The sequence below is a fragment of the Promicromonospora sp. NPDC110617 genome, from assembly GCF_055598465.1.
On record NZ_JBVKBM010000004.1, the window covers coordinates 52041 to 78273 of the forward strand.

The following is a 26233-nucleotide window of genomic DNA, read 5'->3' on the forward strand; positions in this document are numbered from 1 at the left end:
AGCAGCACAGGGGAAACCCCCAGCGACGCGGAACTGATTCTGCAGGTCAGGTCAGGTGACCGCGATGCTTTTGGCGTGCTCTACGAGCGCCACGCGGCCGCCGCTCGTGCCCTCGCCCGGCAGTACGTGCCGGCCGCTGACGCGGAGGACGTCGTCGCCGACGCGTTCAGCAAGCTGTTCGAGATGCTGCGCCGCGGGGTCGGCCCCGACGCCGGGTTCCGCCCCTACCTGTACACGATGGTCCGCCACCGGTCGTTCGACGTGTCGCGCGGCGCCGCGCGCACCCGGCCGAGCACCGACGACGAGATCGAGTCCGTCCTCGGCCGGGTGGCCTCGAAGGACGACCCGGCGCTCGAGGGCTTCGAGCGCAGCGTGATCGCCAAGGCCTACGTCGACCTCCCGGAACGGTGGCGCGAGGTCCTCTGGTACGTGCTCGTGGACGAGCTCAAGCCCGCCCAGGTCGCGCCCGTGCTCGGCCTCAGCCCCAACGGGGTGTCCGCCCTGCTCTACCGCGCCAAGGAGGCGCTGCGGGCCGGGTACCTCCAGCAGCACCTGTCGCACGCGCCGTCCGACACGTGCCGCACCGTCAACCCGCTGCTCGGCGGGTACGTGCGCGCGAGCCTGTCCAAGCGCGAGACCACCAAGATCGACGAGCACCTGTCCACCTGCGCCACCTGCAGCGCCCTCGTGCTCGAGCTGCACGACGTGGCGCACGGGATGAAGACCGTCATCGCCCCGCTCGTGCTGGGCGCGGGCGGCCTCGCCCTGGTCGGGGCCGGCGCCCCGATCGGCGGCCTGGTCGTCGCCGCGAAGGCCGGCGCTGGCGCGGCGGCTCATGGCGCGCACTCCGCCTCCGCCATGAGCGCGGCGTCGAGCGGCTCGTTCTCCGGCGCGGTGTCGTCCGCCGTGTCCACCACCGCGGGCGCCGTCGCCTCCGCCGCGGCTGCGGCGACGGGTGGCAGCGTGGCCGCGGGCGCGCTCGCCGTCGCCGCCGTCGGCCTGGTCGCGGCGCTGCAGATCACGGCGCCGCCGGAGGCCGACACGCTGATCGACACCGTGATCGCCACCAACGAAGCCCGGGAGCTGCCGGGCGGCAGCTCCGCCGAGGAGGTCAAGGGCGGCGACCCCGTGCTGCCGACCGATGTGGTGCCGAGCAAGGACACCGCGTACATCGAGGTCGACTACGCGGACGCCGCGCAGCCCCTGACGCCCCGCCAGGCCCAGAACCTGTCGTTCACCGTGCAGAACACGGGCGCCGCCGACGCGACGGGTACCCAGCTCGAGGTCACGCTCCCGAGCGGGCTCACGGTCACGAAGCCGGAGGGGTCCTTCGGTACGGGGATCGGCGGCCGTCTGGTCGCCGGCACCGTGCCCTCCTCGACGGGCGCGACGCCTACCCCGTCCGCCACGCCGGCGGCCGGCGTGGCCGACGGCACGTCGTCCGGGTCGAAGGCCGACGCCTCGGCGGGCTCGTCCACCAGCGAGATCGCCGTCCCGACGTCGCCGAGCGCGTCGCCCAGCGCGCCCGCCACCGAGGGCTCCGTGCCGGTCGAGGCCCCGGTCGGCTGCACGCCGACCGAGCGGGCCAACGTCGTGCTCTGCTCGATCGGCGAGCTCGCGCAGGGCGTGACGCGCAGCGTCGTCGTGCCCGTGCAGGCGAATGCCGGCGGTGACTACCCGGTGAGCGCCAAGGTCTGGGCCGACGGCCTCGAGCCGATGAGTGCCGACCTCCCGAGCCGCACGGTCGCGGCGTTCGGTCCGGAGCTGTCTGCGCAGACCAGGGACGTGTCGCTGTCCAGCCCCGGCAACGCGCCGCTGCCCATCACCCTGGTCAGCACCGGTGACCGCACGGTGGGCCCCGGCTGGGCGGTCGCCGTCTCCCTGCCCGACGGCGTCAAGCCGGCGTCGGATCAGGCGCAGCTCTCCTGCGCGGCCGGTGACCTGCCGAACTCCTGGCTCTGCTCGCCGCTCTCCGGGTCCTACCTGTCGTCGTCGCAGATCGAGCCGGACGGCGCCGTCGACGTGTCGCTGAACGTGACCACCGCGGCGTCGTCCACGGCGCAGCCCGCCGAGCTGGGCGTGGCGAACGTCCGCCCGGTCCTCGCCGGCAGCGCACGGTCCGCCTCGTCCACGCTGGTCGCCACCTCGGCCTGGGCCAACGCCGGTGCCGGGGTGGGCACCGTCACCGCGTCCTGCCTCGCCACCGGCGGGGTCGACAAGGCCGACGCCACCGTGATCGGCAGCTACACCAACACGACCCAGCGCGTCGTGCGCGTCGCCCTCGAGGCGGCCGGCAGCCGCGAGTCCACGGGCAAGGACGTGGCGCCCGGCGAGTCCGCGCGGGTCACGGTGCACGACGGCCTGCGCGTCCCGGCCGGCCAGGCCACGTTCGTGCTGACCACGGCCGTGGACGGCAACACCTACGAGACCCGCGTCGCCGCCGGTGACCACCGCGCGGTGGACTGCTACCAGCCGGAGTGGGGCACCGAGACGAGCGTGCAGACCGTCAACGCCGGCGGCACCGTGGGCGTCAAGGGCACGATCACGAACAAGACGAGCGAGTCGGTGCTCGCCGTCATGTCGGTGCCGGTGGGCGGTGACACGCTCAAGTCGGTCAAGGTGCCGGTCGCGGCGGGCGGTTCGATGGATCTCTCCGTGAACACCGAGCGCACGCACCTCCCCGCGGGCGACGTCACGTTCCACCTCTCCCGCGAGGTCGCGGACTCGGACGGCGACCTGGCCGATGCCGTGAGCACGCCCGCGAACAACCCGACGCAGTCCTTCGCCGCCGCCCAGATCCAGCCGGCCGCGGGCGAGCGGACCATGTCGGCCGAGCCCTGCGTGTTCGACGCCGAGCAGGACCGCTCGGTCCAGACCTTCCAGGTCACCGCGGACAACACCGCCTCGACCCTGCCCGTGCCGTTCCACGTCGGGGACGTCACCCGGACCGTGCCCGCCGGGCAGACCGAGGTGATCGAGTTCCCGGTGGTCTGGGGCACCGGCACCGTGGCGCTGACCGCGGCGGGCCAGACGCTCGACCAGCTCGACGTCGCCTTCAAGTCCTGTGCCGACGTGACCTGGCCGACCGTCGAGCAGCTCACGGTGGAGACCGTGGCCGAGTGCGTCGACCAGAACGTGCAGATCAAGGCGACGGTGGGGAACGCGACCGGCCGCGAGTGGCGCGGTGTGCTGGTGCAGGACGCCACCGGTGCGACGAGCGAGGAGCAGGCCGTCCCCGCCGGGTCGACCACGTTCGTGCTGCCCCACCAGCCCCTGTTCACCCTCGACGGGAACGTCACCGTCAGGCTGACCCGGGAGCTGGAGGGCAACTCCTTCACGGTGGAGAAGTCGTTCGCCGTCCAGGGCGAGAACTGCGTGCTTCCCGAGCCCATCTGCGAGCCGTCGGCTGACCCGTCGGCCGAGCCGGCCGCGCTCCTGAGCCGGACCGTGAACAGGGCACCGACGGACAGCCCCTGGCGGCGGCTGATGGGCCTCGACGGCTGCGAGCCCGCGGACTCCGAGGCCGAGCAGGCCTAGCGCCCGGGGCGCCCCGGGCGGGGCGCCGCGCAGGCGTCAGACGATGCCGTACAGCCGGTCCCCGGCGTCGCCCAGGCCGGGCACGATGTAGGCCTTCTCGTTGAGGCGCTCGTCCACGGCCGCGACCACGACCGACAGGTTCGCGCGGTCGCCCACGTGCTCCTCCAGGAGCGCGATGCCCTCCGGGGCGGCCAGCAGGCAGACCGCCGTGACCTCGCGCGCGCCGCGCTCCAGCACGTAGTCGATGGCTGCGACCAGCGTGCCGCCCGTGGCGAGCATCGGGTCGATGAGGAAGACGTGCCGGCCGGTGAGGTCGTCGGGCAGGCGGTTCGCGTAGGTGACGGCCTTGAACGTCTCCTCGTCGCGCACCAGGCCGAGGAACCCGACCTCCGCCGTCGGGAGCAGGCGGCTCATGCCGTCCAGCATGCCCAGGCCGGCCCGCAGGATCGGCACCACCAGCGGCGGCGGGGACGCGAGGCGCGTGCCCGTCATGGTGGTGATCGGCGTCTTCACCTCGTGCGGCTCGGTGGCGATCTCGCGCGTGGCCTCGTAGGCCAGGAGCGTCACCAGCTCGTCGACCAGCAGGCGGAAGGTGGGCGAGTCCGTGGTCTCGTCCCGCAGGACGGTCAGCTTGTGGGCTACCAGGGGGTGGTCGACGACGTGAAGGCGCATGGGGCCAACGCTACCGGGCGGTCGAACGGCGGGGCGGTGCGGAGGCCCGGAAAGTCGCCAGTCCCACACTCCGCGCCCCTGCTCCCGCCGGGTTGTCAGACCCACAGGTCACTAGGGTGACCTGTGTGTCTGACACAGCAGGCCTGAGCGCCGTCGAACGCCGCGCGCACTGGGAACGGTGGATGGGCGTCGCCCTCGACGAGGCGCGGCGTGCCCTGGACACCGGCGACGTGCCGGTCGGCGCCCTGGTGCTCGACGAGGCGGGGCAGGTGATCGGCGTCGGGCACAACGAGCGGGAGGCGACGGGGGACCCGACCGCCCACGCCGAGGTGCTCGCGATGCGGGCGGCCGCGGCCGCCCGCGGCGAGTGGCGGCTGTCCGGCTGCACGCTCGTGGTCACGCTGGAGCCGTGCCCGATGTGCGCGGGCGCCCTGGTGCAGTCGAGGGTCCGGCGGCTGGTCCTCGGCGCGTGGGACCCGAAGGCCGGCGCCACCGGCTCCGTGTGGGACCTGGTGCGCGACCAGCGCGCCCTGCACGAGGTCGAGGTGCTGGGTGGCTTCCGCGAGGACGAGTGCGGGGCCCTGCTCCGGGAGTTCTTCGAGGCGCGGCGCGGCTGAGTCCCACGGCCGGCGCCACGAACCGCGGTGCGAAATCGAACACACCACGGGTGCGCCGGGCACTCGGCGACATACCCTCGTAAGCGTGTTCCCTCAAGCTCGCCCCACCACGTGGCAGCCCGAGCCCGTCGAGGTCGCCCGCACCACCGTGGACGACGCCGTGGACGTGCTCTCGGGCCTCCGGATCACCGCGCTCACGGGCGCCGGGGTCTCGACGGATTCCGGCATCCCCGACTACCGCGGCCCGGACTCGCCGCCCCGCAGCCCGATGACCTATCAGCAGTTCGTGGGCGACGAGGAGTTCCGCCGACACTACTGGGCGCGCAACCACGTGGGCTGGCAGCACGTGGACCGCACCGCGCCGAACGCCGGGCACCGCGCGCTCGCCGAGCTGGAGGAGCGCCGGATCCTCGCCGGGATCATCACGCAGAACGTGGACCTGCTGCACGAGGACGCGGGCTCCCGCAACGTTATCGACCTGCACGGACGCTATGACCGCGTGATCTGCCTGAACTGCGGCCGGGTCATCTCGCGCACCCATCTCGCCGAGCGGCTCACCGAGCTCAACCCGGGCTTCCTGGAGTCCGTGGGCGACGTCGCGGACGTGGAGATCGCGCCCGACGCCGATGCCGTCATCGAGTCGACCGCGCACTTCAAGCCGGCCCCCTGCGAGTTCTGCGGGGGCGTGCTCAAGCCCGAGATCGTCTACTTCGGCGAGAACGTGCCGCGCGAGCGGGTCGAGCGGGCGTTCGCGCTGGTCGACTCCGCCGACGCGCTGCTCGTCGCCGGCTCGTCGCTGACCGTGATGAGCGGGCTCCGGTTCGTGCGGCACGCGGCCGAGGCGGGCAAGCCCGTCGTCATCGTGAACCGCGGCATCACCCGCGGGGACAAGTACGCGACGGTCAAGATCGACGCCGGGACGAGCGACGTCCTGCAGGAGCTGGTCCGCCGCCTGCCGCCGCCCGCCTGACCCTGTGTGTCAGACGTACAGGTCACCCGAGTGATCCGTACGTCTGACACGTCGGGTGGCGTCAGCGGGTCGTGAGGTCGGTGATGCCGGCGTGGCCCGTGGGGGAGAGCGTCAGCACGCGGTTGCCCGGGTGCAGCCGCGCGTCCCCGTGGTACAGCTCGGCGAGCTGGTCGGCGGCCTCGCCGTCCCCGGAGTCGGCGGCCACGAGCAGGTAGGCGAGCTCGTCGGCGACGGCGTCGAACTCGGCGTCGGACATCTCGGCGCCCGGCAGGCCCGCCTCCTCGACCCACGTGGCCGCCTGGCCGCTCGCGGCCTCACGGACGTACGAGGTGCCCAGCTCGGGGCCCCACAGGTCCCAGAGCAGCAGCTCGTCGCGGTGCCGGTGCGCCACCTCGTACAGCACGTAGTAGCGGACGAAGTCCTTGCCGTGCAGGAAGGGCACCTCAGCCGTCACACCGAACGTCGCCGGGTCGGCGGTCCCGGCGCGGATCGCGAGCCACGCCTCGGCCGCCGTCACGAACGGCGACTCCGGCCCGGTGGGCATGTCGTGCACGTCGAAGTCGAAGTCCTGCTGGTCGAGCTCGGGGTCGAACCGCAGCCAGCGCTTGCCGTCCCACCGTTCGCCCACCACGTGGTCGCCGTTCCAGCCCGGCGTGAAGTACGTGGCGAAGCCGATCCGGGACCGCGCCGGGACGTCGTGCGTGCGCAGCACGCCGAGCGTCAGCAGCGTGTGGTCGCGGCAGCATCCCGCCACCTGCTGCGCGTGCGTACGCGGACCGTCGAGGGGCGCGCGCAGCTCCGCGGCGTCCAGGATCGAGGTGAGCCAGCGCCGGTCGGGGTCGCTCTTCTGCGCCTCGGTCAGCGTGGGGCCGTCGGCCCGGTAGTGCACGACGGCGGTGCAGGCGAACCGGTGCAGCTCGTCCGGGTCGGTGCTCAGCTCGGTGAAGTATCCGGTGTGGTGTCCGGGATTCGAGTACGGGCTGTGGTCCGCGTAGTCGAAGAGTGTGGGCGCGGGCATCGGTGTCCTCCCTCGGCGGTGTCCGGAACACTACTCCGCGACCCCGGACATTTCACAGGGAGTTCGACGAACCCGGGCAACCTCTTGACGCGCGAATTCACCCGCCTCCACACTGTTCTACAACCTTGTAGAAGCCGGAGCGACGATGGTCCGGCGGCGGTTGTGAGCGCTCACAATCACCGCTCCGTCGGGCCCGGCACGTACCGGACGGAGGCAACGATGCACCAGTTCCGAGCACGTCCCACCCCCAGCGCCCGACGCCGACAGGCGGCCGTCGCGCTGCTCGTCGCCACAGGCCTCGCGATCGCCCCGGCGGCGCCCGCCGCCGTGGCGGCCTACCCCGACCCCGGCATCGTCACCGGGAGCACCGGTGTGCACGACCCGGAGGTGGCCAAGTCGCCCGGCGGCAACTACCTGCTCGCCCACACGGGCGACGGGATCACCCTGAAGACGTCGACGGACCGCACCCGCTGGAGCGACGCCGGGGCGGTGTTCCCGGACGGCGCCTCCTGGGCGCACGCGTACACGAACGGCAGCAACCACCTCTGGGCGCCCGACATCACCTATGTCAACGGCCGCTACTACTTGTACTACTCGGCGTCGACCTTCGGCTCGAACCACTCCGGCATCTTCCTCGCCACGAGCACCACGGGCGCGCAGGGGTCCTGGACCAACCAGGGCCTCGTCGTCGAGTCGAACACGTCGGACAGCTTCAACGCGATCGACCCGAACCTCGTCATCGACCAGTCGGGCCGCTGGCACCTGAGCTTCGGCTCGTTCTGGTCGGGGATCAAGATGATCGACCTCGACTCCTCGACGGGCAAGCGGTCGGGGTCCGGGTTCGCGAGCATCGCCGGCCGGGGCGGCGGTGCCATCGAGGCGCCGACCATCCACTACCGCAACGGCTACTACTACCTGTTCGTCTCGTTCGACGCCTGCTGTCAGGGCGCGAGCAGCACGTACCGCGTGATGGTGGGCCGGTCGACGTCGGTCACCGGACCCTACGTGGACCGCGCCGGGACGGCCATGACGTCGGGCGGCGGCACCGAGATCCTGGCCGGCCACGGGAGCATCCACGGGCCCGGCCACCAGGCGGTGCTCCCGGACAGCGACGCCGATGCGCTCTTCTACCACTACTACACCGACAGCGGAGCCTCGCGGCTGGGCATCAACCTCCTCGGCTACGACTCCGCGGGCTGGCCCTACGTCTACTGAGCCGGCCCCTCGACGTGTCAGACGCCCAGGTCACCGGAGTGACCTGAGCGTCTGACACGGCTTTCTGCGGGGTCAGGGCCGGCCGCCCATGCCGGTGCTCGCCGGGGCGTCGCCCGCCGTGGCCGTCGTGACGTCCGCGCCGTCGGCCTGGATCGTGTACTCCTCGCCCGTGGTCACGTTCGCGGAGGCCAGCACCAGGGACTGGGTGTCCTTGGTCAGGGTCACCTCGGCCACCGAGGTGCCGGACGAGTCGACCACGGTCACGTCCGTGCCCGCGGCCAACGTGTCGAAGGTCGCGGCGAGCCAGCCCTCCGAGCCGTCGCCCGGCGTCTGCAGCATGCTCGACGTGCCGACGGCGAGCAGCGTGCCGCCCTGCACCGTGAGCGCGCCGGCGCTGTCGAGGGTGCCGTTGCCGCCGTCCGTCGGGCCGAACACCGTGACGTCGCCGCCCGAGATCGTGAGGGTCCCGTTCGAGTCCAGGCCGTCGCCCCCGGCATCGACCGTGACGCCGCCACCCGTGATCACGAGCGAGTAGTCGCCCGCGGCCTCGCCCGGCATACCGCCGCCCCCGCCGCCACCGCCCTGCGGCGGCTCGCCGTCCGGCATGGTGCCCGACGCCGGAGGCTCGCCTCCCGCAGGAGCCTCGCCTTCCGCGGCAGCCGGGGCGCCGGCGTCCTGGCCGGTCGTGGCGGCCGCCGCGGTGTCGTCCGTCGTTGCGGTGTCGGTCGTCGTGCTTGTGCCGCCCGCGGCGTTGAAGCCGTCGTCGGACGACGTGACGTCCACCGTGCCGCTCGCGACCAGAATGTGCGCCCCCTCCAGGCCCTCGACGGACTCGGCGACGGTGACCGTGGCGCCGTCGACGACGAGGTCGCTCTCCGCGTGCACGCCGTCGTCGCCGGACGCGACCGTGACGGTGCCGCCGAGGAGCGCCGCGTAGCCGACGGTCTCGCCGTCGTCGTTGGTGCCGTCCTCGTTGTCCGCCTTGAGGCCGTCGCCCTCGGCGTCGACGTCGAGCGTGCCGGCGGTGACGACCAGGAAGTCCTTGCCGCGCACGCCGTCGTCCACCGCGGTGACGGTGATGTCGCCGCCCGCGATCACGAGGCCGTCCTTGGAGGCGATCCCGTCGTTGGCGTTGGCGGTGACGTCCAGGGAACCCGTGCCGGAGACGACCATCGAGTCGGCCGAGAACAGGGCGGCGTTGGGCGCGTCCTCGCTGGTGTCCGCGTACGTCGCGGCGTCGGTGAGGCTGTTGGACGAGCCGTCCGCCAGCACCACCGACACGTCGTCGGCCTGTGTGACCGCGACGGCGGAGCCGGTCGAGCTGGTGATGTCCGCGCCGTCGAGCACGAGCCGCACGAGGCCGTCGGCCTCGGAGCTCACCACGATCTGGCCGTCGTCCAGGGTGCCGCTGATCCGGTAGGTGCCGGGCGCCGAGATGGTGACGGTGGAGCCGTCGGCGGTGGCGCCGTCGCCCGAGACGGTGGCGGTGTCGCCGTCGAGCGAGACGATGGTCTCGTCCGCGGTGTCCCAGGTCTCGTCGGCGCGGGCCGCGAGGTCCGAGTAGTCCTCGTTGTCGGCCAGCGCATCGTCGGTGGTCGTCGCCACCTCCGAGATGGTCGTCGTGGTGGTCGTGCCCGTGCCGCTCGTGGTCCCGGCCGTGGCTGTGCTGCACCCGGCGAGGGCGCCGAGCACGAGGGCACCGGAGATCGTGGCGGTCAGGAAGGGGCGGGGTCGGCGGATCTTCATGCTGAGGTCCTCTCGCTGGTCAGGAGGTGTCGTGCGGTGGTGGACGTGCTCGCGGTGAGCCGACGGCGTACGAGGCGCCGCCAGGGCATGTCCGGCAGGCCGGGCTCCAGCACGGCCAGCCCGGTGGCGTACTTGGAGATGCGGTCGGGACGGTGGCCGGCGCGCCAGAGGAGACGGTCCACGGACGAGGGTCCGGAGCCGGCGGCGGTCTTGGTCTCGACCACCACGAGGTCGCCGATCGTGGCGCTGCGGCGGACGTCCGGGCAGGTGGCGTGGTCGACGGCGTCGGTCGTGTCGGTGCTGGTCGGGCCGGCGTCGGTCCGGCCCAGCAGGTCCCAGACGAGGCAGGTGTCGAGCGTGACGCGGGCGTCGTCGAGCAGCAGGGTGGTGCGGTGGTACCGCGACCGCAGGGTCGGGGTGAGCACCGGCGCCGACGGCGCCCCGGCGTCGGCCAGGCGGTCGGAGACGAAGGTGCGGGCGGGGCCGAGGTGGTCGGCGTCGTCGTGCGGCTGCCGCTCCTTGACCGTGGTGCCGCGGCCCGCCCGGGTCTTCACCTCGACGAAGCACGACCCGGTGTCCACGTAGGTCCGCGTGCGGACCTTGAACCGGCGACGGCGGCGCGTCGCCGCGAGGCGGTACGCGTCCAGCTCCGGGGTGTCGAAGTAGGTGGAGTCGTAGGCGAACGAGCGGGACCCGTCGATCTCCAGCACCCGAGCCGGCGGCAGGGCCGCGAGCAGGTCGTCGAGCTCGTCCGGGGTCAGCACGTACTTGCGGTCGCGCCGGGTCTGGAGCGCGGCGGCCTCGTTCAGCTCGTCGAGGGTCACGGGAGCGAGGGCGTCGATCATCGGGCCGCCGCCAGCTCGGGGTGCCCGCCGCCGACGGTCTCCCGGTGCAGGGTGGTGGGGGCGCCGGTGCCGTCGTCGGTCACGACCGGCAGGCGGCGTGCCTCGGAGTAGCGGACGTCCACCCAGGTGGAGTCGTTCACGAGGTCCAGGCGCTGCACGGACAGGGCGTGCACGCGGGCCCCGAGAAGCTGCTCCAGGTGCGCGGTCAGCTCGGTCTGGTCGGGGATCGCGCGATCGAGGACGACCAGCTCGCTGTGGTGCCGCGCGAACAGGCGGGGATGGTCGGCCAGCGCCATGACCAGGAGGATCAGCCCGCTGCCCGCGAGCCCGAGCCAGCCGGCGCTCGTCCCGAGACCGCCCAGCAGACCAAGCGCGAGCGACGCGAAGTAGTAGGCGACCTCGTGCTGCGACAGCTCCGTGGAGCGCAGCCGGATGATCGACAGCACGCCGAACAGGCCGAGGCCGAGGCCCGCGGCGACGGCGCTCGCGGAGAGCGTCGCGGACACGGCGAGCACCCCCACGTTGACACCGAGGTAGGCGACGACGAGGTCGCGCCGGCGATGCCGCGGGAAGTAGAGCGCGAAGGTGAGGATGGTGACGGCGACGAGGTCGACCGCGTAGAGCATGAGCTGGTTCATCGGATCTCCGGGGTTTGCGGGGTGATGAACACGAGGTAAACGCATGGACCCAGGCGGTTCCTGGGGCACGGCTGGGCTGAGCCTGTGGCCCACTGGGATGTGGCTGGGCGCCTGGTTGCCCGGAGTCGAGGGCGGGCGTCGGGGGCGTGCCGGACGCCGTCAGGGAACCGATTCGTGGAACCGGGCCTGGACCGGGTATCCTCCTACGGTCTGCTACTGAGGTAGCGGGCGAAGGTAGCGTGTCCGAGCGGCCTAAGGAGCACGCCTCGAAAGCGTGTGTGGGTGAAAGTCCACCGTGGGTTCAAATCCCACCGCTACCGCACCCAGAGTGATCAACGAGCCCCTGACCTATGTGGTCAGGGGCTCGTTCGTTGTGGCGCGCCGCCAGGTCGGCAGTTCGCAGTTCAGGTCGGCAGATTGCATTCAGGTCGGCACAGGCCTGTGCCGACCTCGACGCAACCTGCCGACCTCGCAACGCTGGCGTGACGCCGTCTGTCGATCCGGTAGCGCCCTGCTCATGCCGGGCCGGCGGCTCAGGCCCTCCGTGTGAACTCAGTTGCAGGGACGCCGGCCACGAACCGGTAGTCCTGCATTAGGGGGCCCACGGGGTGCGTCCGCACCTTCGAAGTGATTCACTCACTGGAATCTGTGTCGCGGAAACCTGTGTCGCGCTTCCGATCGGGCCGGGCATCGCGGAAGCGTCGAGCCTCGCGCAGACCAGCGATCAGCACGGCCGCGAACGCGATCGCGCCGAGCGCGAGGGTGCCTACCCAGTCAGTCCAGGTGCCGAGGTCCATCATGGCCAGATGCTACGTGCCCGGGCATCGCCTCCGGTCCGGCATCAGTGAACCAAGAGCATCGAGGGCCTCCGAGCAGGAGCATGGTGAGGCGTTCGTCGTGCGACCCGATCCGGCTGCTTCGCCAAAGCTGACGGTCACAGCTGCGGTGCCTGTCCGGTCGGCATGTTTGCGGCGACCTGAGACCGCGAAGGACAGGAGCAGCACCATGACCACCGACGACTTTCCTGCCCCTACCGAGGGGCTGGTCGTGACCCATTTTCTGACCGTCCGCGACGTCGCGGTGTCGCGTGAGTTCTACGCCGCCATCTTCGGCGGAAAGGTCGTCCGGGCGGAGAATCCCGCGACGGTCCGGGTCGCCAACACCTGGATCATCATGAATCCCGGCGGCGGACCGACCCCGGACAAGCCCGACGTCGTCCTCACGCCGCCCGAACCCGGTGACCCGGTCTCGGCGTTCCTCAACGTCCGGGTCGCCGACATCGCCGCGTTCGACGCGGACGCACGGGCGAAGGGGGCGTACTTCCTCACCGAACCGCAGGATCGCGGGGCTGAGCTGCGGTGCTACCTGAGCGACCCGGACGGCTACCTCATCGAGATCGGGCAGACCACCGGCCTGCTGCACGGGATCACCGCGGACCCGGGCGGAGAGTGACCCCCTCCGGCGAGCGGGTAACGTCCGGGGCATGTCGCGCGTCGCACAGCCCCGGCCCCAGGTAACACCCCTCCGGAAGCTGGAGCCCGGCGACGCCGTCGCGCTCGTCTCGCCGGCAAGCTGGAGCGACGAGTCCTGGCTGGCGGAGAGCGTAGCGACGGTCGAGTCGTGGGGCTTCGAACCGCGCCTGGGCAAGCACGCCGACGACCGGTTCGGCTACATGGCCGGCAGCGACCCGGAACGCGCGTCGGACCTCAACGACGCGATCCGGGACCCGGAGGTCCGGGCCATCCTCACCCTGCGTGGGGGGAGCGGGAGCCTTCGCCTGCTGCCCGACGTCGACACCGACGCGCTCCGGGCGGACCCCAAGCCGCTGATCGGGTTCAGCGACATCACCGCACTGCACCAGGTCTGGCACCAGGCCGGCGTCCCGTCGGTCCACGGCGCCGTGGCCGGAACCAGGGCGGAGACAGTGCTGCGCCTCCTGCGCGGCGAGGCCGGCGAGCCGGTGCGGAGGGACAACGGCCAGTACGGTGCCTACCTCACCACCAGCGGCACCGCCTCGGGGCCGCTGTTCGGCGGCAACCTCGAGATGCTGGCGCGCAGCGTCGGCATCGTCGACAACGATCTCGACGGTCACGTCCTGCTGCTGGAGCTCAACCGGACGGTCGGGCTCGGGATGGTCGACCGCGCCCTGACCCAGCTCCTGCTGTCCGGCGCGCTCGCGGGGATCTCAGGTGTGGCGGTCGGCACGCTCGAAGGGTTCGAGGACTACGAGGACCGCGGCTGGAACGTGCTGGACGTGCTCCGGGACCGGCTGAGCCCGCTCGGCGTGCCGATCCTCGCGGGGCTCCCGCTCGGACACCTGGAGAATCCGGTCTCCGTGCCGCTCGGGGTCAGGTGCGAGCTCGACGCCGACGCCGGGACGCTGACGGTCGGGGCGCTGAGCGCCTGACGCCGGGGGCGATCAGGCCCCGCGGCGACCCGACAGCGTGTTCGCCAGCCAGCGACCGGCCTTGCGGAAGTCGGCGACAAGGTAGCGAAACTGCCCGAGCTGCGTCCGCAGGACGTCGACCTGACGTCGCGCAAAGGTGTCTCGGGGCGTGTCCCCGAGGCGACTGAGCTCTTTTCCCTCAAACTTCGCGTCATCCGCTGGCATGGGGGGATCGTACTGGTATGCCCGGTGTGTGTCCGTGGCCGTCCCGCCGAGCCACGCTCAGCCCAGCACCGCCCGCTCCAGGAACGCGTCCGCCTCCCGACGGGACCGCAGCCGCTGGAACGTCAGGTGGGCGTTCGCGGGGTCGGTCATCGCGGCGCCGTAGCGCTCGGGGTGGCGCTTCCGCTGGCCCCAGGACCACCGGATGATGGAGTCCCGGCCCCAGGGCGCGAGCACATCGTCCCAGGGCTGGCGGAGGCCCGAACCTGGCCAGAGCTCGGCGCGGCTCACCGCGAGCCGCAGCGTGCGCCAGTACACCTGCGCCATCACGAGCGGCGTCGGCGGGTCGATCCAGACGACGGTGTCGGCGCGCGCCCAGATCGCCGGCTGCAGGCCCGAGTAGTTGCCGTCGACGACCCACGCGTCGCCGGCGATCACGGCCTCGGCGTCCCGCACGAAGTCCTCCTGCGGGCGCGGGGTCCACCCCGGGCCCCAGTAGAGCGCGTCCAGCTCCACGTGCCGGACGTCGAGGCGTGCCGCCAGCCGTCGTGCGAACGTGGACTTGCCTGACCCGGACGCTCCGACCACCGACACCCTGTGCACCGTGCCGAAGGTAGTCCAGGCCGGACCGCGCGGGCATCAGGATTCCGCGACGTGCTCGGGTTCGCCGTCCTCGGTGTGCCCGTCCGAATCGCGCTCCGGCTCGTCGCGCCTCGGGTCCGACGCCGGGGTCGCATCGTCCGGCGGGTCGGTCCACCGCGCCAGCTCGCGGTCCACCACCTCCTCGGCCTGCCGGATCCAGCACGCCTCCCAGGGCCAGCGCAGCGGCCCCCAGCCCGCCCGCCTGAGGCCGTCGTCCCTCATGGGCGTCCGGCCGGGAGGGTCAGCATCGCGAGCGATCCCGCGACCAGGGCGAGCACCGAGAGCGACACGCACACCCAGGTCAGGGCGTAGGTCGTCCGGAGCACGTGCTCGTTGAAGGCGACCCGGACGTACAGGGCGCGGAAGAACTCCGCCTCGGTCCGGGCGGCGTCCCACTGCTCGCGTCGGGAGCGGGCGAGCGTGGCCGTCACGTCCGGCTCTCGGATGCGGTCGGCCATGTACAGCACGATCGTCGCGGCGGCAGCCAGGGCCATGATCACCACGCCCACCGTGGGCCAGAGGCCGGTCGTGGCGCCGGCCTCCCAGGCCGTCGCGTTGATCGCCAGGGAGCCACCGAACGCGAACGTGGCGATGACCTTCTCCCCGTCGACGCGCCATCGCTGGTGGCCCAGGGCTCGCTCCAGCGCCCGCTCCGCCGTCGCCCGCAGCCCCGCGTCCATGGGGTGATTCTTGTGCTCGGCCTGCCCGCTGTCGAGATGTACTGAGATGCCGGGTTCGGCCCTCACCAGGGACGTTGGGCCGCCCAGCCCCGGAAAGACCAGTTGACCAGGGCATATATCACCCGCGAGATCTTGCGTCCCCGGCCGGTCATGGGCTGGACTGGGGATCGCGCCCACCGGCGCTCACCCTCGAACGAGCCGACAGCACCCCTGCAGGCAGTCAGAAGGAGAAAATCGATGTCTGACAACGAGACGTTGCGCGCGGAGCGGTTCGCATCCGGCAAGGCAGCCCTCGACGCGTTCCACGACGGCGCGGGCCATGGCGTCATCGAGTCGCTGGCCGACATCGCTCCCGAGCTCGGCCACCAGATCGTCGCGTGGGGCTACGGGGACATCCTGTCCCGGCCCGAGCTGGACCCGCAGCAGCGGCAGCTCGTGACCCTCGGGATGCTCACCGCGATGGGGGGCAGCGAGCCGCAGCTCGAGGTGCACATCGGCGCGTCGCTGAAGGTCGGGCTCACCCCGCAGCAGATCATCGAGGTCTTTCTGCACAGCTCCGTCTACTGCGGGTTCCCGCGGGCCCTGAACGCCGTCGCCGTCGCCAAGAAGGTGTTCGCCGAGCGCGGCCTGATGCCGCTGGCCTGACCTCGGCCGGCATTTCCCCGGGGCCTACGGGTACACCACCCCGGTCAGCTCCTGCGCGGTCGTCCACAGCCGCCGTCCGACGGCGGGATCGGTCGCCTCGGCGGACGGGCGCACCTCCGCGACGCGCCCGCGGACCTCCCGGAACCCGGCGGGGCCGAAGAACTGCCCGCCGCGCACCCCGGTCGCCGTCGCGGCGTGGAGCTGGGGGAGCGCGCCGCGCTCGACGGGCTGGGTCACGAGCAGGCCCAGCCGTGCCACGAGGCCGCCGGCCCGGCCCCGGTCCGCCCAGGCGCGCGGTGTGAGGTTCGTGCCGGAGAGGCCCGGGTGGGCGAGCGCGCTCAGCACCGGCGAGCCCGCGGAGCGCAGGCGCCGGTCCAGCTCGATGCCGAACACGGTGTTCGCGAGCTTCGACGCCCCGTAGGCCGGGGAGGCGCGGTAGTCGCGCTCGACCATGAGGTCGTCGAAGTCGAGGTGCGCGGTCTTGTGGGTGATCGAGCTGAGCGAGACGACGCGCGGCGCGTCCCCGCGGGCGAGCAGCGGGAGCAGCAGCCCCGTGAGCGCGAAGTGGCCCAGCATGTTGGTGCCGAGGTGCAGCTCGAAGCCGTCGGACGTCGTCCGCCGCGGCCCCAGGAGCACGAGACCGGCGTTGTTGACGAGCAGGTCGATCCGGCCGAGCTCCTCGGTGAGGCGGTCGGCGAACGTCCGCACCGACGCGAGCGAGGCCAGGTCGAGCGACCGCACCCGGAGCTTGGCGCCCGGTACGGCCGCCGCGATGGCGCGTGCGGCGTCCTCGCCCGCCGCGACGTTCCGGACGGCGAGGACAGCGTCGGCGCCGTGCCGCGCGAGCTCGGTCGCCGTCACGCGGCCGAGGCCGGAGTTCGCCCCGGTCACGACGGCGAGGCGGCCGGTCTGGTCAGGGATGTCGGAGGTGTTCCACGGGTTCATGGTCGGCGACGTTAGATCGCGCCGGCCGCGCCCCACGCGTCCTCGCCTCCCTCGGTCTGGCAGGACCACCCTGGCCGGGCGACGCGGGCGCACACTGGGAAGCATGACGGCGGAACAGACGTACGCGCGCGAGCTCGGCGACTTCCTGCGGTCCCGGCGCGGGCGCACCACGCCGGAGGACCTGGGGCTGGAGCCCGGCCCGCGGCGCAAGGTCGACGGGCTGCGGCGCGAGGAGGTCGCGATGCTCGCCGGGCTCAGCACCGACTACTACCAGCGGCTGGAGCAGGGCCGGAACGTGCGCCCGTCCGACGCCGTGCTTGACTCGCTCGCGGACGCCCTGGAGCTCGACGAGATCGAGCGGCGCCACATGCTCATGCTGGCGCGGGCCACCCGGCAGCCCGCGCCGCCCGTCCGGCGTCGGCCCGAGCGGGTGCCCGAGAGTACGGAGCGCCTGCTGCGCCACCTGGGGGTGCCGGCCGTGGTGCTCGGCCGCCACCTCGACGTCCTCGCGTGGAACGACCTCGCCGCCGAACTGCTCGGCGACCCGGCGGACTATCCGCCGGAGCGCCGCAACTTCCTGACCGCCCTGTTCGACGAGGACGGGAACCGGCTGCGTTGCGCGGACTGGGAGACGACGGCCCTCGACTACATCGGCATGCTGCGCACCGCCGTCGCCGCCGACCCGGACCATCCGCGCGCCGTCGCCGTGGTGGGCGAGCTCAGCATCCGCAGCGCGGAGTTCCGCCGCCTGTGGGCGCGGCACGAGGTGCGCGAGAGCGTGCACGGCGCCAAGCTGATCCACCACCCGAGGGTCGGCGACATCGCGATGGAGTGGGACGCGTACCCGCTGCCCGGCAGCCCGGGCCCCGTCATGATCGTGTTCACGCCGCAGCCCGGTTCCGCCGACGACCAGCTCCGGCTGCTCGCCTCGCTCGCCGGGATGGACGCGACCCCGGCATCACCTGCGCGGCCGGGCCCGGCGCAGACCTGCTAGGGCCGCGGCAGCGCCGCCGCGTCGCGGTGCTCGACCAGCTCCGACCGCTCCCGCCGGAGCCGGTCCACACCCCAGGCCCCGAGCGGCGCGAGCGCCGCGTTGAGCGTCCGGCCGTGCTCCGTCAGCGAGTACTCGACGCGGGGCGGTACCGCGGCGTGCACCCGCCGGGTCACCAGGCCGTCCGCCTCCATCTCGCGCAGGTGCTGGGTCAGCACCTTCTCGCTCACGCCCGGGAGCCCACGCCGCAGCTCGGCGAACCGGCGCACACCGTGCTCGTCGAGCTCCCAGAGGATCAGCCCCTTCCACTTGCCGCTCACCACGTCGAGCGCGGCATCGATGCCGCAGATGTAGGGGCCGTTGCGGGGTGCCTTCGCCATCGTGCGCTCCTCGGGTCGACGTACGTACCAAAAGGTAAGTACCCCAGTAAATAGTGGGTACTTCCGTGATGGTACGTCGCCCGGTGAGCATGGTCAGGTCCCCACCGACCTGAGGAGACGAACCATGACCACCCCCGAGAGCACCGGCGTCACGGTGCTCGGACTGGGCGCGATGGGCAGCGCCCTGGCCGCCGCGCTGCTCGACGCCGGCCATCCCACCGCCATCTGGAACCGCACCCCCGCCCGTGCCGCCGACCTGGTCGCCCGCGGGGCCACGGCGCCGTCAGACATCGCCGGCGCGGTGACCGCGCACCGGCTGGTCGTGGCCTGCCTGCTCGACCACGCCTCGGTGCACCAGACGCTCGACCCCGTCATCGGCACGATGCGGGGCGGCACGCTGATCAACCTCACGACCACCACCCCGAACGAGGCCCGCGAGCTCGCCGACTGGGCGGCGCGGCACGGCGTCGACCACCTCGACGGCGCGATCATGGCCACCCCGCCGATGATCGGCACCACCGAGGCGTCGATCCTGTACAGCGGCTCCGCAGAGGTGTTCGACGCCGCCAAGTCCGTGCTCGACCGCTGGGCGACCAGCACGTACGACGGCGCCGACAGCGGTCTGGCCTCCCTGTACGACCTCGCCATGCTGTCGGGCATGTACACGATGTTCGCGGGCTTCCTGCACGGGGCCGCCATGGTCGGCTCCGTGGGTGTGAGTGCGACCGAGTTCGCGGCCCGCGCCACGCCGTTCCTCAGCGCGATGACGGCCGGCTTCGCCCACGACGCCGCGGTGGTCGACGGCGGCGACTACACCGTCCCCGGTCAGCAGAGCCTGGACTTCTCCGACCTGAGCCACATCGTGCGCGCCAGCGAGGAGCAGGGCGTCGACCCCGCACCCGTCGCCGCCGTCCAGGAGCTCATCAGCCGCCAGATCGCGGCCGGCCACGGCGCCGAGGGCTTCGCACGCCTCTACGAGAGCCTCCGGGCGGGCCGGACGGAGGTCGTGCGATGAGCGCCCCCGTCACTCTCATCGGCCTGGGCCCCATGGGCCAGGCGATGGTCCGCTCGCTGCTCGCCGCGGGCCACCCCGTCACCGTCTGGAACCGGACGCCGAGCCGTGCGGCCGACGTCGTCGCCGCGGGTGCGCGCCTCGCGGCCACGCCCGCCGACGCCGTGGCCGCGAGCGACCTGGTGCTCCTCAGCCTGACCGACTACCAGGCCATGTACGACATCCTCGGCCCGACGGCGACGGCGACGGCGACGGCGACGGCGACGGCGACGGCGACGGCGACGGCGGCGGCGACGGCGGCGGCGCCGCCGGCGCTCGCGGGCCGCACGCTCGTGAACCTCAGCTCTGACTCGCCCGACCGGTCCCGCGAGGCCGCCGCCTGGGCGGCGGAGCACGGCGCCCGGTTCCTGACCGGCGGCGTGATGAACCCCGCGCCGATGGTGGGCACGGAGGCGGCGTACGTCTACTACAGCGGCCCGGCCGAGCTGCTGGAGGCTCATCGGGCGGCGCTGAGCACGATCGGCACGCCGCGCTACCTCGGGGCGGACCCCGGGCTGGCGCAGCTCATGTACCAGGCCAACCTCGACGTGTTCCTCACCTCGCTCGCGGCGCTCATGCACGCCACGGCGCTGCTGGAGACCGCGGGCGTGCGGCCGACGGCGGCCCTGCCCGAGCTCGTGCAGACCCTGTCGGGCACGGCGGAGATGCTGGAGGTGGGCGGGAACCCGGCCGCGGAGCTCGAGGCCGGCGAGCACCCGGGGCACCTGAGCACCGTGACGATGATGGGCGCGACCGCCGACCACATCGTGGCCGCGAGCGAGGCCGCGGGGGTCGACACCGGCCTGCCCGCCGCGGTCCGGGCGTACTACACCTGGGCCCGCGACCACGGTCACGGCGGCGACAACTGGACGCGCATCATCGACGCCATGCGGCCGGTCAGCCCCGGCCGATCCTCCGGCGAGGATCCAGGCCCGAGTCGGCGAGGCTCGTGACCATGCTCCCGGGCTCGAACGCCCGCTCGGACCGCAGGTCGTGCACCACGGAGCGGAGCAGGCCCGGGAGGAAGTCCCGGCCCCGGCGCACGCACCACGGCAGCCCGGCCCGCAGGAGCCAGACCAGACGCTGGCGTGCCGACGGCGGGTCGGGTGCCGCGGGCAGCCGGGCGGCGCGGGCGGCCGCCGCGTAGGCCGGATCGACGTCGGCCAGGGCGGTCGCGACGCCGAGCGCCAGCCGCCGGTGCCCGGCGGGCGAGGGGTGCACCCGGTCGATGTGCCAGGCCTTGGCACCGGCCGGGGCGATCGCCGCGGCGGCGTCGACCACGACCACCCGGCCGAGCCGGATCGGGTATGAGTTCGGTCGGTCGCTCTGAGACCGGTCGGTTGACGGACCGATCTCGGTGCCACCGACCGATCTCGCCGGGGCGGCCGATCCGGCCACCTCGTCGACCGCCGCGTTGATCGCGGCGACCCGGCGCCGCATCACGTGGCGGACCAGCCGGGGCGTGAGCTCGAAGAGACCGATCACGGGGAGCCGCACGAGCACGACGTCGGTCCCGGCCCGGCGCAGCTCGCCGACGCAGCGGTGGAGGTCGGCCAGCGTGAACCGGGCGTCGAAGTCGCTGCGCAGCACGTCGTTCCCGCCCACCAGCACGGTGGCGAGCCGGGGGCGGAGCGCGAGCGCGGCGTCGAGCTGGGTGTCCGCGACGTCGCGGGAGCGGGCGCCGTTGGTGGCGAGGTTCGAGAACTCCGCCACGCCGAGCACGGCGGCGAGGTGTGCGGCCCAGCCGGGGCCGTGAACGGCGTCCGGGCCGACGGTGTCACCCACGCCCGCGGTGATCGAGTCACCGAGCGCGACCAGTCGGAAGCAGCTCTCGCGTCCCGCCGGCGCCGTCATCTCACCGTCGCCCTCCGGTGCCGGCGTCCGCCAGGTCGAAGGCCTTGCGTGAGTGCAGGTCGATCATCGCGTCGCCGGTGGCGCTCCAGGGGAAGAGCTCGGCGCGGGCGCGGGCCTCCTTGCGCCGCACCTCCACGTCGCGGTCGAGCACCTCGTGCAGCGCGAGGGCGAGCGCCGACGCCTCCGGCGGCGCGGCGGCCCCGGCAGTGCCGACCACCTCGGGGAGCGCGCTCGACGAGCTGCAGACCACGGGCGTGCCTGAGGCCAGGGCCTCCAGCGCCGCGAGGCCGAACGTCTCGATAGGCCCCGGGGCGATGACCGCGTCGGCGCAGGCCAGCAGGGTTGCGAGCCGGTCGCGGTCGGGGATGAACGAGAGGAACCGGTGGGGGAGCCCGGCGGCCTCGGCCCGGCGCCGCATCTTCTGCAGGAGCGGTCCGGAGCCGGCCACGACGAGCCGCACGGGGCGTCCGTCGCGCACGAGCTGAGCGGCGGCGTCGATCGCGAGGTCGGGCCGCTTCTCCGTGGACTGGCGGCTCGCGAGCACGACGAGCGCGGTGCCGGGCGGCGCGTACTCGGCGCGGGCCTCTGCCGAGTACCGGTCGGGCCGGAAGCGTTCCAGGTCGACGCCGAGGGGCACGCGGTACAGCGGCGGCAGCCTGGTGCCCCGCACGCGCTCGGCGAGGCGCTCCACCTCGCCCGCGGCGAAGTGGGTGGTGGCCACGAGCCGGTCGAACCGGGTGAGCGTGGCGAGGTTGTAGCGGTCGGCCAGTGCAGGCGTCGCCGCCGCGCCGAAGTCGGCCGCCCAGCCGCCCTCGGCGCCGCCGGGGAGCCAGGACCGCAGCACGCCGTCGACCCGCTCGTGCAGCATCATCAGCGACGGGATGCCGGCCTCACGGGCCCAGTCGCCCAGGCCGGCGAGGGTGGTGCGGTCGCTCACCTCGAGGCGGTCCGGCGCCAGCGTCTCCAGCAGCCCTCGCATCTTGCCGGGCCGCACCACGGCGCGGTACCCGCCGGAGAACGGCACGCGTGGCGCCGCCAGGCTGACCACCCGTACCCCGTCCACGTGCGTCACTCCGTCCCGTCTGGCCGGCACGACGAGCACGGGTTCGTGCCCCCGGGAGAGGTACTGCTCGGCCATGGCGTGCATCGCAGTTCGGATGCCCCCGGAACGAGGGCTGTAGAAGTTCGCGACGTGGACGATTCGCAAGTTATACCTCCGCTGAGCCGGCTCTCGCGTGCACCCGGATCGCGTCGTCGTAGTGCCCCATGAGCTCGGAGCAGATGTCGTGCCACGTGCGGCCCTCGGCGCGCTCGCGCGCCGCGGTCCCGAAGGCCCGCCGCTTGCGCTCGTCGCCCACCAGGTCGACGACGCGGGCGCGGAGCGCCTCGTGGTCACCTGGAGGGTACAGCCAGCCGTCGTGGGAGTGCCGGACGATGTCCAGCGGGCCGCCCGCGGCGGGCGCGACGACGGGGACGCCGCTGGCGTGCGCCTCCTGCAGCGTCTGGCCGAAGGTCTCCAGCTCGCCCGGGTGCACGAACACGTCGAGGCTCGCCATCGCCCGCGACAGCTCGGCCCCGCGCAGCAGCCCGGTGAAGTGGGCGGCCGGCAGGACGTGCCGCAGCTCGTCCCGCTCGGGCCCGTCGCCGACGATCACGAGGCGCACGTTCGGCAGGTCCTGCACCACGCGCAGCGCCTCGACCTGCTTCTCGGCGGCCAGGCGGCCCACGTAGCCCACGAGGATCTCGCGCCCGGCGCCGACCCGGCGGCGCCAGGCCTCGTCCCGGAACTGCGGGTGGAACGCGCGCGTGTCCACGCCGCGGCCCCACAGGCGTAGGTTGGGGATGCCGTGGTTCTCGAGCTGGCGCATGGTCGCGGTCGACGGCGCGAGCGTCATCGTCGCGCGCTCGTGGATGTCCTTGACCCGCTTCCAGAGCAGCGGCTCGAAGTGGCCCAGGCCGTACCGCGCCGCGTAGCCGGGCACCTCGGTCTGGTAGACGGCGACGCTCGGCAGGCCCAGCCGCTCGGCGGCGAGGATGCCGCGCCAGCCGAGGATGAAGGGGGAGGCCAGGTGGACGACGTCGGGCGCGAACGTGGCCAGTGTGCGCTCGGTGCGCCACTTCTTGCCCACGACCAGGCGCACGTCCGGATACCCGGGGAAGCCGATGGAGCCGAGCTCGACCACGGGGGCACCGCTCACGAAGGGCGGGACGTGACCGATCGACGCGTCGGCGTCGGGCGCGAGGACCATGGCCTGGTCCCCCCGCTCGTGAAGGTGCTCGAGGACCCGCAGGACGGAGTTGGTGACTCCGTTCACCTGCGGGAGGAAACTCTCCGCAACGATGGCTACTCGCACGCTACGAACCTGCCGGTCGTCGATGTCCGGACGAAGTCCTCCGTGCGGCGAGTCGGGGAACGGGTGGCGTCGAGACGGTAACCGCTACACACGATGTCACAATCCTGACCGTAGCGGAGCCACCAGGCCCCTGGCATGGGGAACACCCCTGAAGTGACCCTCAACTCGTTCTGGTCGGCACCTTGCGGGCAAAGGCGAGCTGGGACAGCCGGACCAGCGCGCCGACGAGCAGGGCCACCAGCAGCGCGTTGCGCAGGGCGCCGACGCTCGTCGCGAAGGCCCACCCGCCGAGGAACTCGCCGTACCGCAGCGGGTAGATCTCCATGGTCAGCCGGGCGACGATCAGGGTGCCGACGGCGGGCACGAACCACGTGCGCCGGGTGCCCTGGCTGCGGCTGCCGAGCGCGATCGCGGCCGCGACGGGCGGACCGATCCACGCGATGAACTGCGGCGAGCCCACCTTGTTGAAGACGATCAGCGCGAGCAGCTCGGCGGCCGCGCCGACCAGCAGGATGTCCCCGACCCGCTCGGGCCGGCGCCGGGCCGCCCACCAGATCAGGGCCGCGATCAGGACCGCGGCGAGCGGGAGGGCCACGTCGAGCGCCTGCGCGACGGTGTCGGCGCCGTCGCCGAGCACCTCGTACGTGAAGATGACGTCGTCGTACTCGACCTGGATCGAGGAGTCCCAGATCCGGGCCACCGTGAACGGCGTGGCGGCGACGGCCTCGACCTGGAGCTGCCGGTCGCCCTGCTCGCCGAACACGTCCAGCACGTTGTCCTGACCGCCGCCCGCGAAGGCGATGCCGATGACGACGGCGGACACCGCCGCGCCCGGCAGCACCACGTTGCGCAGGAAGGCCTTGGCGTCCCTGGCCGTGGCGGCCAGCGCCAGGGCCACGGCACCCGGGGCGATTTTGATCCAGGCGCCCACGGTGGCCAGGGCCATCGCGACGGCCGGGCGCTTCACGGCGATCAGGAGCGCCACGAGGATGATCGGCGCCAGCAGGCCGTCGAGGCGCCCGATCCAGATGGGCCCGAGCATGACGAGGAAGAAGAGCCAGAACCAGACGGCGGCGCGGCCGTGGGGCTTGGCCCGGCCGAGCAGGGCGACGGCACCGGCGTTGGCGGCGGTGACCATGCCCATCCACACCCAGTCGTAGGCGACCGTGGAGTCGGTGAACAGCGCGGGGAGCGTCATCGGACCCAGGGCGCCGAGCGGGTAGACCCAGGCGTAGGTGAACACGGGCCACGAGCCGGTGTTCATGCCGTTGCGGACCCACCACTCGTACAGGTTCACGTCGCCGAGGATCTGCCCCCCGAAGACCCAGGTCTGAAAGATGATCCAGGCGTGGGCGAGGGCGAACGCGACCCACAGGGCCGGCCAGGACGAGAGCACGCGGATGGCGGACCGCAGGACGTCCTGGCCCACGGCCTTGGGCGATGTCGACAGGTCTGACGGGCTCGGCACGGGCCACATCTTTGCACTGATCGAGGATCGCGTCGGCGATCGGCCCGGACGGGTACAAGTTCGGACATTCGCGAGTTAGAGTTCGGATACCCGAACTTTCTGGAGCCCAGATGACTCGCACCGCCGCGCAGCCACGGACCGGCCGCGCCCGCCTCTTCGTCCTGCTCGGACCCGCCTTCGTGGCGGCCATCGCCTACGTGGATCCCGGCAACGTGGCCGCGAACCTCACCGCGGGCGCGCGGTTCGGGTACCTGCTCGTCTGGGTGCTCGTGGCGGCCAACGCGATGGCGGTGCTGGTGCAGTACCTGTCGGCCAAGCTCGGCGTCGTCACGGGCCGGTCGCTGCCCGAGGTGCTGGGGGAGCGGCTGCCCCGCCCGGCGCGCCTCGCGTACTGGGTGCAGGCGGAGGTCGTCGCCGCGGCGACCGACCTCGCCGAGGTGATCGGCGGCGCGATCGCGCTCAACCTGCTGTTCGGTGTGCCGCTCGTGCTGGGCGGCGTCATCACCGGAGTGGTGTCCCTGCTGGTGCTGGGCGTGCAGCAGCGCCGCGGGCAGCGGGCGTTCGAGGGGGTCGTCACCTCGATGCTCGCGGTGCTCACGGTCGGTTTCTGCGCCGGGCTGTTCTTCTCCCCGCCGGACCCGGCCGCCATGCTGGCCGGCCTCGTGCCCCGGCTGGAGGGCGCGGACTCCGTTCTCCTGGCCGCCTCGATGCTCGGCGCCACGGTGATGCCGCACGCGATCTATCTGCACTCGTCGCTGGCCCGCGACCACCTGCACGCGCCGTCGACGTCGGTGCCGCGCATCCTGCGCGCCACGCGCGTGGACGTGGTGCTGGCCCTGATCCTGGCGGGGAGCGTGAACATCGCGATGCTGCTGCTCGCGGCCGCGAACCTCGCGGGCCGGGAGGGGACCGACACCATCGAGGGTGCGCACGCCGCCATCGCCGGCACGCTCGGGCCGGTCGTGGGCGTGCTGTTCGCCGTCGGGCTGCTCGCCTCGGGCCTGGCGTCGACGTCCGTCGGGGCGTACGCGGGGGCGGAGATCATGTCCGGCCTGCTGAAGATCCGCGTGTCGCTGCTGACCCGGCGCGTGGTCACGCTGCTGCCCGCGATCGTGCTGCTCATGACCGGGATCTCGCCCACCTGGCTCCTGGTCGTGAGCCAGGTGGTGCTGAGCTTCGGCATCCCCTTCGCGATGATCCCGCTCGTGCGGCTCACCCGGGACCGCGAGTTGCTGGGCGAGCACCGGAACGCCGTGACCACCCAGGTGCTGGCCTGGGTGGTCGCGGGCGTGATCGTGGCGCTGAACGTCACCCTGCTCTGGCTCACGTTCACCGGCTGAGCGCTTCGGCCACGCTG

27 protein-coding genes and 1 tRNA gene are annotated in these 26233 nt (G+C 72.9%); 12 read left to right on the forward strand and 16 right to left on the reverse strand.

The features are described 5' to 3' along the window. Window positions 1–75: 75 nt before the first annotated feature. Window positions 76–3537, forward strand: a complete 3462-nt coding sequence (locus tag ACZ7LE_RS21950) for a sigma-70 family RNA polymerase sigma factor (RefSeq protein ID WP_470405373.1) — start codon at window positions 76–78, stop codon at window positions 3535–3537. A 36-nt stretch (window positions 3538–3573) separates the two neighbouring features. Here the strand turns inward: ACZ7LE_RS21950 and upp are convergent, their stop codons facing one another. Then, complete coding sequence (gene upp / locus ACZ7LE_RS21955; RefSeq protein WP_026366119.1) at window positions 3574–4209, reverse strand: uracil phosphoribosyltransferase; 636 nt, start codon at window positions 4207–4209, stop codon at window positions 3574–3576. Window positions 4210–4391: 182 nt separating this feature from the next. Here upp and ACZ7LE_RS21960 point away from each other — a divergent pair, with 182 nt between their 5' ends. Next, window positions 4392–4826 carry a nucleoside deaminase gene (locus ACZ7LE_RS21960; protein WP_470405722.1) on the forward strand — a complete coding sequence of 145 codons (435 nt, stop codon included), beginning with the start codon at window positions 4392–4394 and terminating at the stop codon, window positions 4824–4826. Between the two features lie 148 nt (window positions 4827–4974). Further along, a complete protein-coding gene (locus tag ACZ7LE_RS21965; protein ID WP_470405723.1) occupies window positions 4975–5796 on the forward strand; it encodes a Sir2 family NAD-dependent protein deacetylase in 822 nt (273 codons plus the stop codon). A gap of 61 nt (window positions 5797–5857) precedes the next feature. Here the strand turns inward: ACZ7LE_RS21965 and ACZ7LE_RS21970 are convergent, their stop codons facing one another. Next, window positions 5858–6814 carry a transglutaminase domain-containing protein gene (locus ACZ7LE_RS21970; RefSeq protein ID WP_470405374.1) on the reverse strand — a complete coding sequence of 319 codons (957 nt, stop codon included), beginning with the start codon at window positions 6812–6814 and terminating at the stop codon, window positions 5858–5860. Window positions 6815–7033: 219 nt separating this feature from the next. On the opposite strand from ACZ7LE_RS21970, the gene ACZ7LE_RS21975 reads away from it, so the two are divergent. After that, the gene (locus tag ACZ7LE_RS21975; protein WP_470405375.1) at window positions 7034–8029 is read left to right on the forward strand and encodes an arabinan endo-1,5-alpha-L-arabinosidase; all 996 of its coding nucleotides are present in this window, start codon (window positions 7034–7036) and stop codon (window positions 8027–8029) included. A gap of 72 nt (window positions 8030–8101) precedes the next feature. On the opposite strand, the gene ACZ7LE_RS21980 is transcribed toward ACZ7LE_RS21975, so the two are convergent. Genes ACZ7LE_RS21980 through ACZ7LE_RS21990 form a run of 3 tightly spaced genes read right to left on the reverse strand, consistent with a single transcriptional unit; the run spans window position 8102 to window position 11258 of the window. Continuing rightward, on the reverse strand, window positions 8102–9775 hold the full coding sequence (locus tag ACZ7LE_RS21980) for a carbohydrate-binding domain-containing protein (RefSeq protein ID WP_470405376.1): 1674 nt from the start codon (window positions 9773–9775) through the stop codon (window positions 8102–8104). Further along, on the reverse strand, window positions 9772–10620 hold the full coding sequence (locus ACZ7LE_RS21985) for a polyphosphate polymerase domain-containing protein (protein ID WP_470405377.1): 849 nt from the start codon (window positions 10618–10620) through the stop codon (window positions 9772–9774). Before ACZ7LE_RS21985 ends, ACZ7LE_RS21980 begins: the two co-directional genes overlap by 4 nt. Further along, on the reverse strand, window positions 10617–11258 hold the full coding sequence (locus tag ACZ7LE_RS21990; protein ID WP_470405378.1) for a DUF4956 domain-containing protein: 642 nt from the start codon (window positions 11256–11258) through the stop codon (window positions 10617–10619). The genes ACZ7LE_RS21985 and ACZ7LE_RS21990 overlap by 4 nt, the downstream gene beginning before the upstream one ends. Before the next feature lie 233 nt (window positions 11259–11491). On the opposite strand from ACZ7LE_RS21990, the gene ACZ7LE_RS21995 reads away from it, so the two are divergent. Continuing rightward, window positions 11492–11578, forward strand: a tRNA-Ser gene (locus ACZ7LE_RS21995). Between the two features lie 312 nt (window positions 11579–11890). Here the strand turns inward: ACZ7LE_RS21995 and ACZ7LE_RS22000 are convergent. Next, window positions 11891–12058: a hypothetical protein gene (locus ACZ7LE_RS22000; RefSeq protein ID WP_470405379.1), complete on the reverse strand. Its 168-nt coding sequence runs from the start codon at window positions 12056–12058 to the stop codon at window positions 11891–11893. Window positions 12059–12263: 205 nt separating this feature from the next. On the opposite strand from ACZ7LE_RS22000, the gene ACZ7LE_RS22005 reads away from it, so the two are divergent. Together ACZ7LE_RS22005 and ACZ7LE_RS22010 are read left to right on the forward strand one after the other, a co-directional pair. Beyond that, window positions 12264–12710 (forward strand): VOC family protein, encoded by a 447-nt coding sequence (locus ACZ7LE_RS22005; RefSeq protein ID WP_470405380.1) that lies wholly within the window; start codon window positions 12264–12266, stop codon window positions 12708–12710. Between the two features lie 31 nt (window positions 12711–12741). Beyond that, window positions 12742–13665, forward strand: coding sequence for a S66 peptidase family protein (locus ACZ7LE_RS22010; protein WP_470405381.1), 924 nt, complete (start codon window positions 12742–12744; stop codon window positions 13663–13665). Window positions 13666–13677: 12 nt separating this feature from the next. On the opposite strand, the gene ACZ7LE_RS22015 is transcribed toward ACZ7LE_RS22010, so the two are convergent. From ACZ7LE_RS22015 to ACZ7LE_RS22030, 4 genes are read right to left on the reverse strand one after another with little or no spacing between them, the layout of a single operon-like run. After that, complete coding sequence (locus ACZ7LE_RS22015; RefSeq protein ID WP_470405382.1) at window positions 13678–13869, reverse strand: hypothetical protein; 192 nt, start codon at window positions 13867–13869, stop codon at window positions 13678–13680. Between the two features lie 57 nt (window positions 13870–13926). After that, on the reverse strand, window positions 13927–14460 hold the full coding sequence (locus tag ACZ7LE_RS22020; RefSeq protein WP_470405383.1) for a P-loop NTPase family protein: 534 nt from the start codon (window positions 14458–14460) through the stop codon (window positions 13927–13929). Window positions 14461–14505: 45 nt separating this feature from the next. Continuing rightward, window positions 14506–14730 (reverse strand): hypothetical protein, encoded by a 225-nt coding sequence (locus ACZ7LE_RS22025; RefSeq protein WP_470405384.1) that lies wholly within the window; start codon window positions 14728–14730, stop codon window positions 14506–14508. Continuing rightward, the gene (locus ACZ7LE_RS22030) at window positions 14727–15188 is read right to left on the reverse strand and encodes a hypothetical protein (protein ID WP_470405385.1); all 462 of its coding nucleotides are present in this window, start codon (window positions 15186–15188) and stop codon (window positions 14727–14729) included. Before ACZ7LE_RS22030 ends, ACZ7LE_RS22025 begins: the two co-directional genes overlap by 4 nt. Window positions 15189–15425: 237 nt before the next feature. Here ACZ7LE_RS22030 and ACZ7LE_RS22035 point away from each other — a divergent pair, with 237 nt between their 5' ends. Beyond that, window positions 15426–15833 (forward strand): carboxymuconolactone decarboxylase family protein, encoded by a 408-nt coding sequence (locus ACZ7LE_RS22035; protein WP_470405386.1) that lies wholly within the window; start codon window positions 15426–15428, stop codon window positions 15831–15833. Window positions 15834–15857: 24 nt separating this feature from the next. Here the strand turns inward: ACZ7LE_RS22035 and ACZ7LE_RS22040 are convergent, their stop codons facing one another. Beyond that, window positions 15858–16778, reverse strand: a complete 921-nt coding sequence (locus tag ACZ7LE_RS22040) for an oxidoreductase (protein ID WP_470405387.1) — start codon at window positions 16776–16778, stop codon at window positions 15858–15860. A 103-nt stretch (window positions 16779–16881) separates the two neighbouring features. Here ACZ7LE_RS22040 and ACZ7LE_RS22045 point away from each other — a divergent pair, with 103 nt between their 5' ends. Beyond that, window positions 16882–17772, forward strand: coding sequence for a helix-turn-helix transcriptional regulator (locus ACZ7LE_RS22045; RefSeq protein ID WP_470405388.1), 891 nt, complete (start codon window positions 16882–16884; stop codon window positions 17770–17772). Here the strand turns inward: ACZ7LE_RS22045 and ACZ7LE_RS22050 are convergent. Beyond that, window positions 17769–18149, reverse strand: a complete 381-nt coding sequence (locus ACZ7LE_RS22050; protein ID WP_470405389.1) for a winged helix-turn-helix transcriptional regulator — start codon at window positions 18147–18149, stop codon at window positions 17769–17771. The two genes, ACZ7LE_RS22045 and ACZ7LE_RS22050, sit on opposite strands and share 4 nt — an antisense overlap. A gap of 124 nt (window positions 18150–18273) precedes the next feature. On the opposite strand from ACZ7LE_RS22050, the gene ACZ7LE_RS22055 reads away from it, so the two are divergent. Together ACZ7LE_RS22055 and ACZ7LE_RS22060 are read left to right on the forward strand one after the other, a co-directional pair. Then, complete coding sequence (locus ACZ7LE_RS22055) at window positions 18274–19164, forward strand: NAD(P)-dependent oxidoreductase (protein WP_470405390.1); 891 nt, start codon at window positions 18274–18276, stop codon at window positions 19162–19164. Beyond that, complete coding sequence (locus ACZ7LE_RS22060; RefSeq protein WP_470405391.1) at window positions 19161–20153, forward strand: NAD(P)-dependent oxidoreductase; 993 nt, start codon at window positions 19161–19163, stop codon at window positions 20151–20153. The genes ACZ7LE_RS22055 and ACZ7LE_RS22060 overlap by 4 nt, the downstream gene beginning before the upstream one ends. Here ACZ7LE_RS22060 and ACZ7LE_RS22065 read toward each other — a convergent pair. The 4 genes from ACZ7LE_RS22065 to ACZ7LE_RS22080 form a co-directional block, all read right to left on the reverse strand. Beyond that, on the reverse strand, window positions 20098–21054 hold the full coding sequence (locus ACZ7LE_RS22065; protein ID WP_470405392.1) for an SGNH/GDSL hydrolase family protein: 957 nt from the start codon (window positions 21052–21054) through the stop codon (window positions 20098–20100). The two genes, ACZ7LE_RS22060 and ACZ7LE_RS22065, sit on opposite strands and share 56 nt — an antisense overlap. 1 nt (window position 21055) lies before the next feature. Next, window positions 21056–22261, reverse strand: coding sequence for a glycosyltransferase (locus ACZ7LE_RS22070; protein ID WP_470405393.1), 1206 nt, complete (start codon window positions 22259–22261; stop codon window positions 21056–21058). 1 nt (window position 22262) lies between these two features. Beyond that, window positions 22263–23369: a glycosyltransferase family 4 protein gene (locus ACZ7LE_RS22075; RefSeq protein WP_470405394.1), complete on the reverse strand. Its 1107-nt coding sequence runs from the start codon at window positions 23367–23369 to the stop codon at window positions 22263–22265. Window positions 23370–23568: 199 nt separating this feature from the next. Beyond that, a complete protein-coding gene (locus ACZ7LE_RS22080) occupies window positions 23569–24885 on the reverse strand; it encodes a glycosyltransferase 87 family protein (protein WP_470405395.1) in 1317 nt (438 codons plus the stop codon). A 101-nt stretch (window positions 24886–24986) separates the two neighbouring features. Here ACZ7LE_RS22080 and ACZ7LE_RS22085 point away from each other — a divergent pair, with 101 nt between their 5' ends. After that, complete coding sequence (locus tag ACZ7LE_RS22085; RefSeq protein WP_470405396.1) at window positions 24987–26216, forward strand: Nramp family divalent metal transporter; 1230 nt, start codon at window positions 24987–24989, stop codon at window positions 26214–26216. Window positions 26217–26233: the final 17 nt, after the last annotated feature.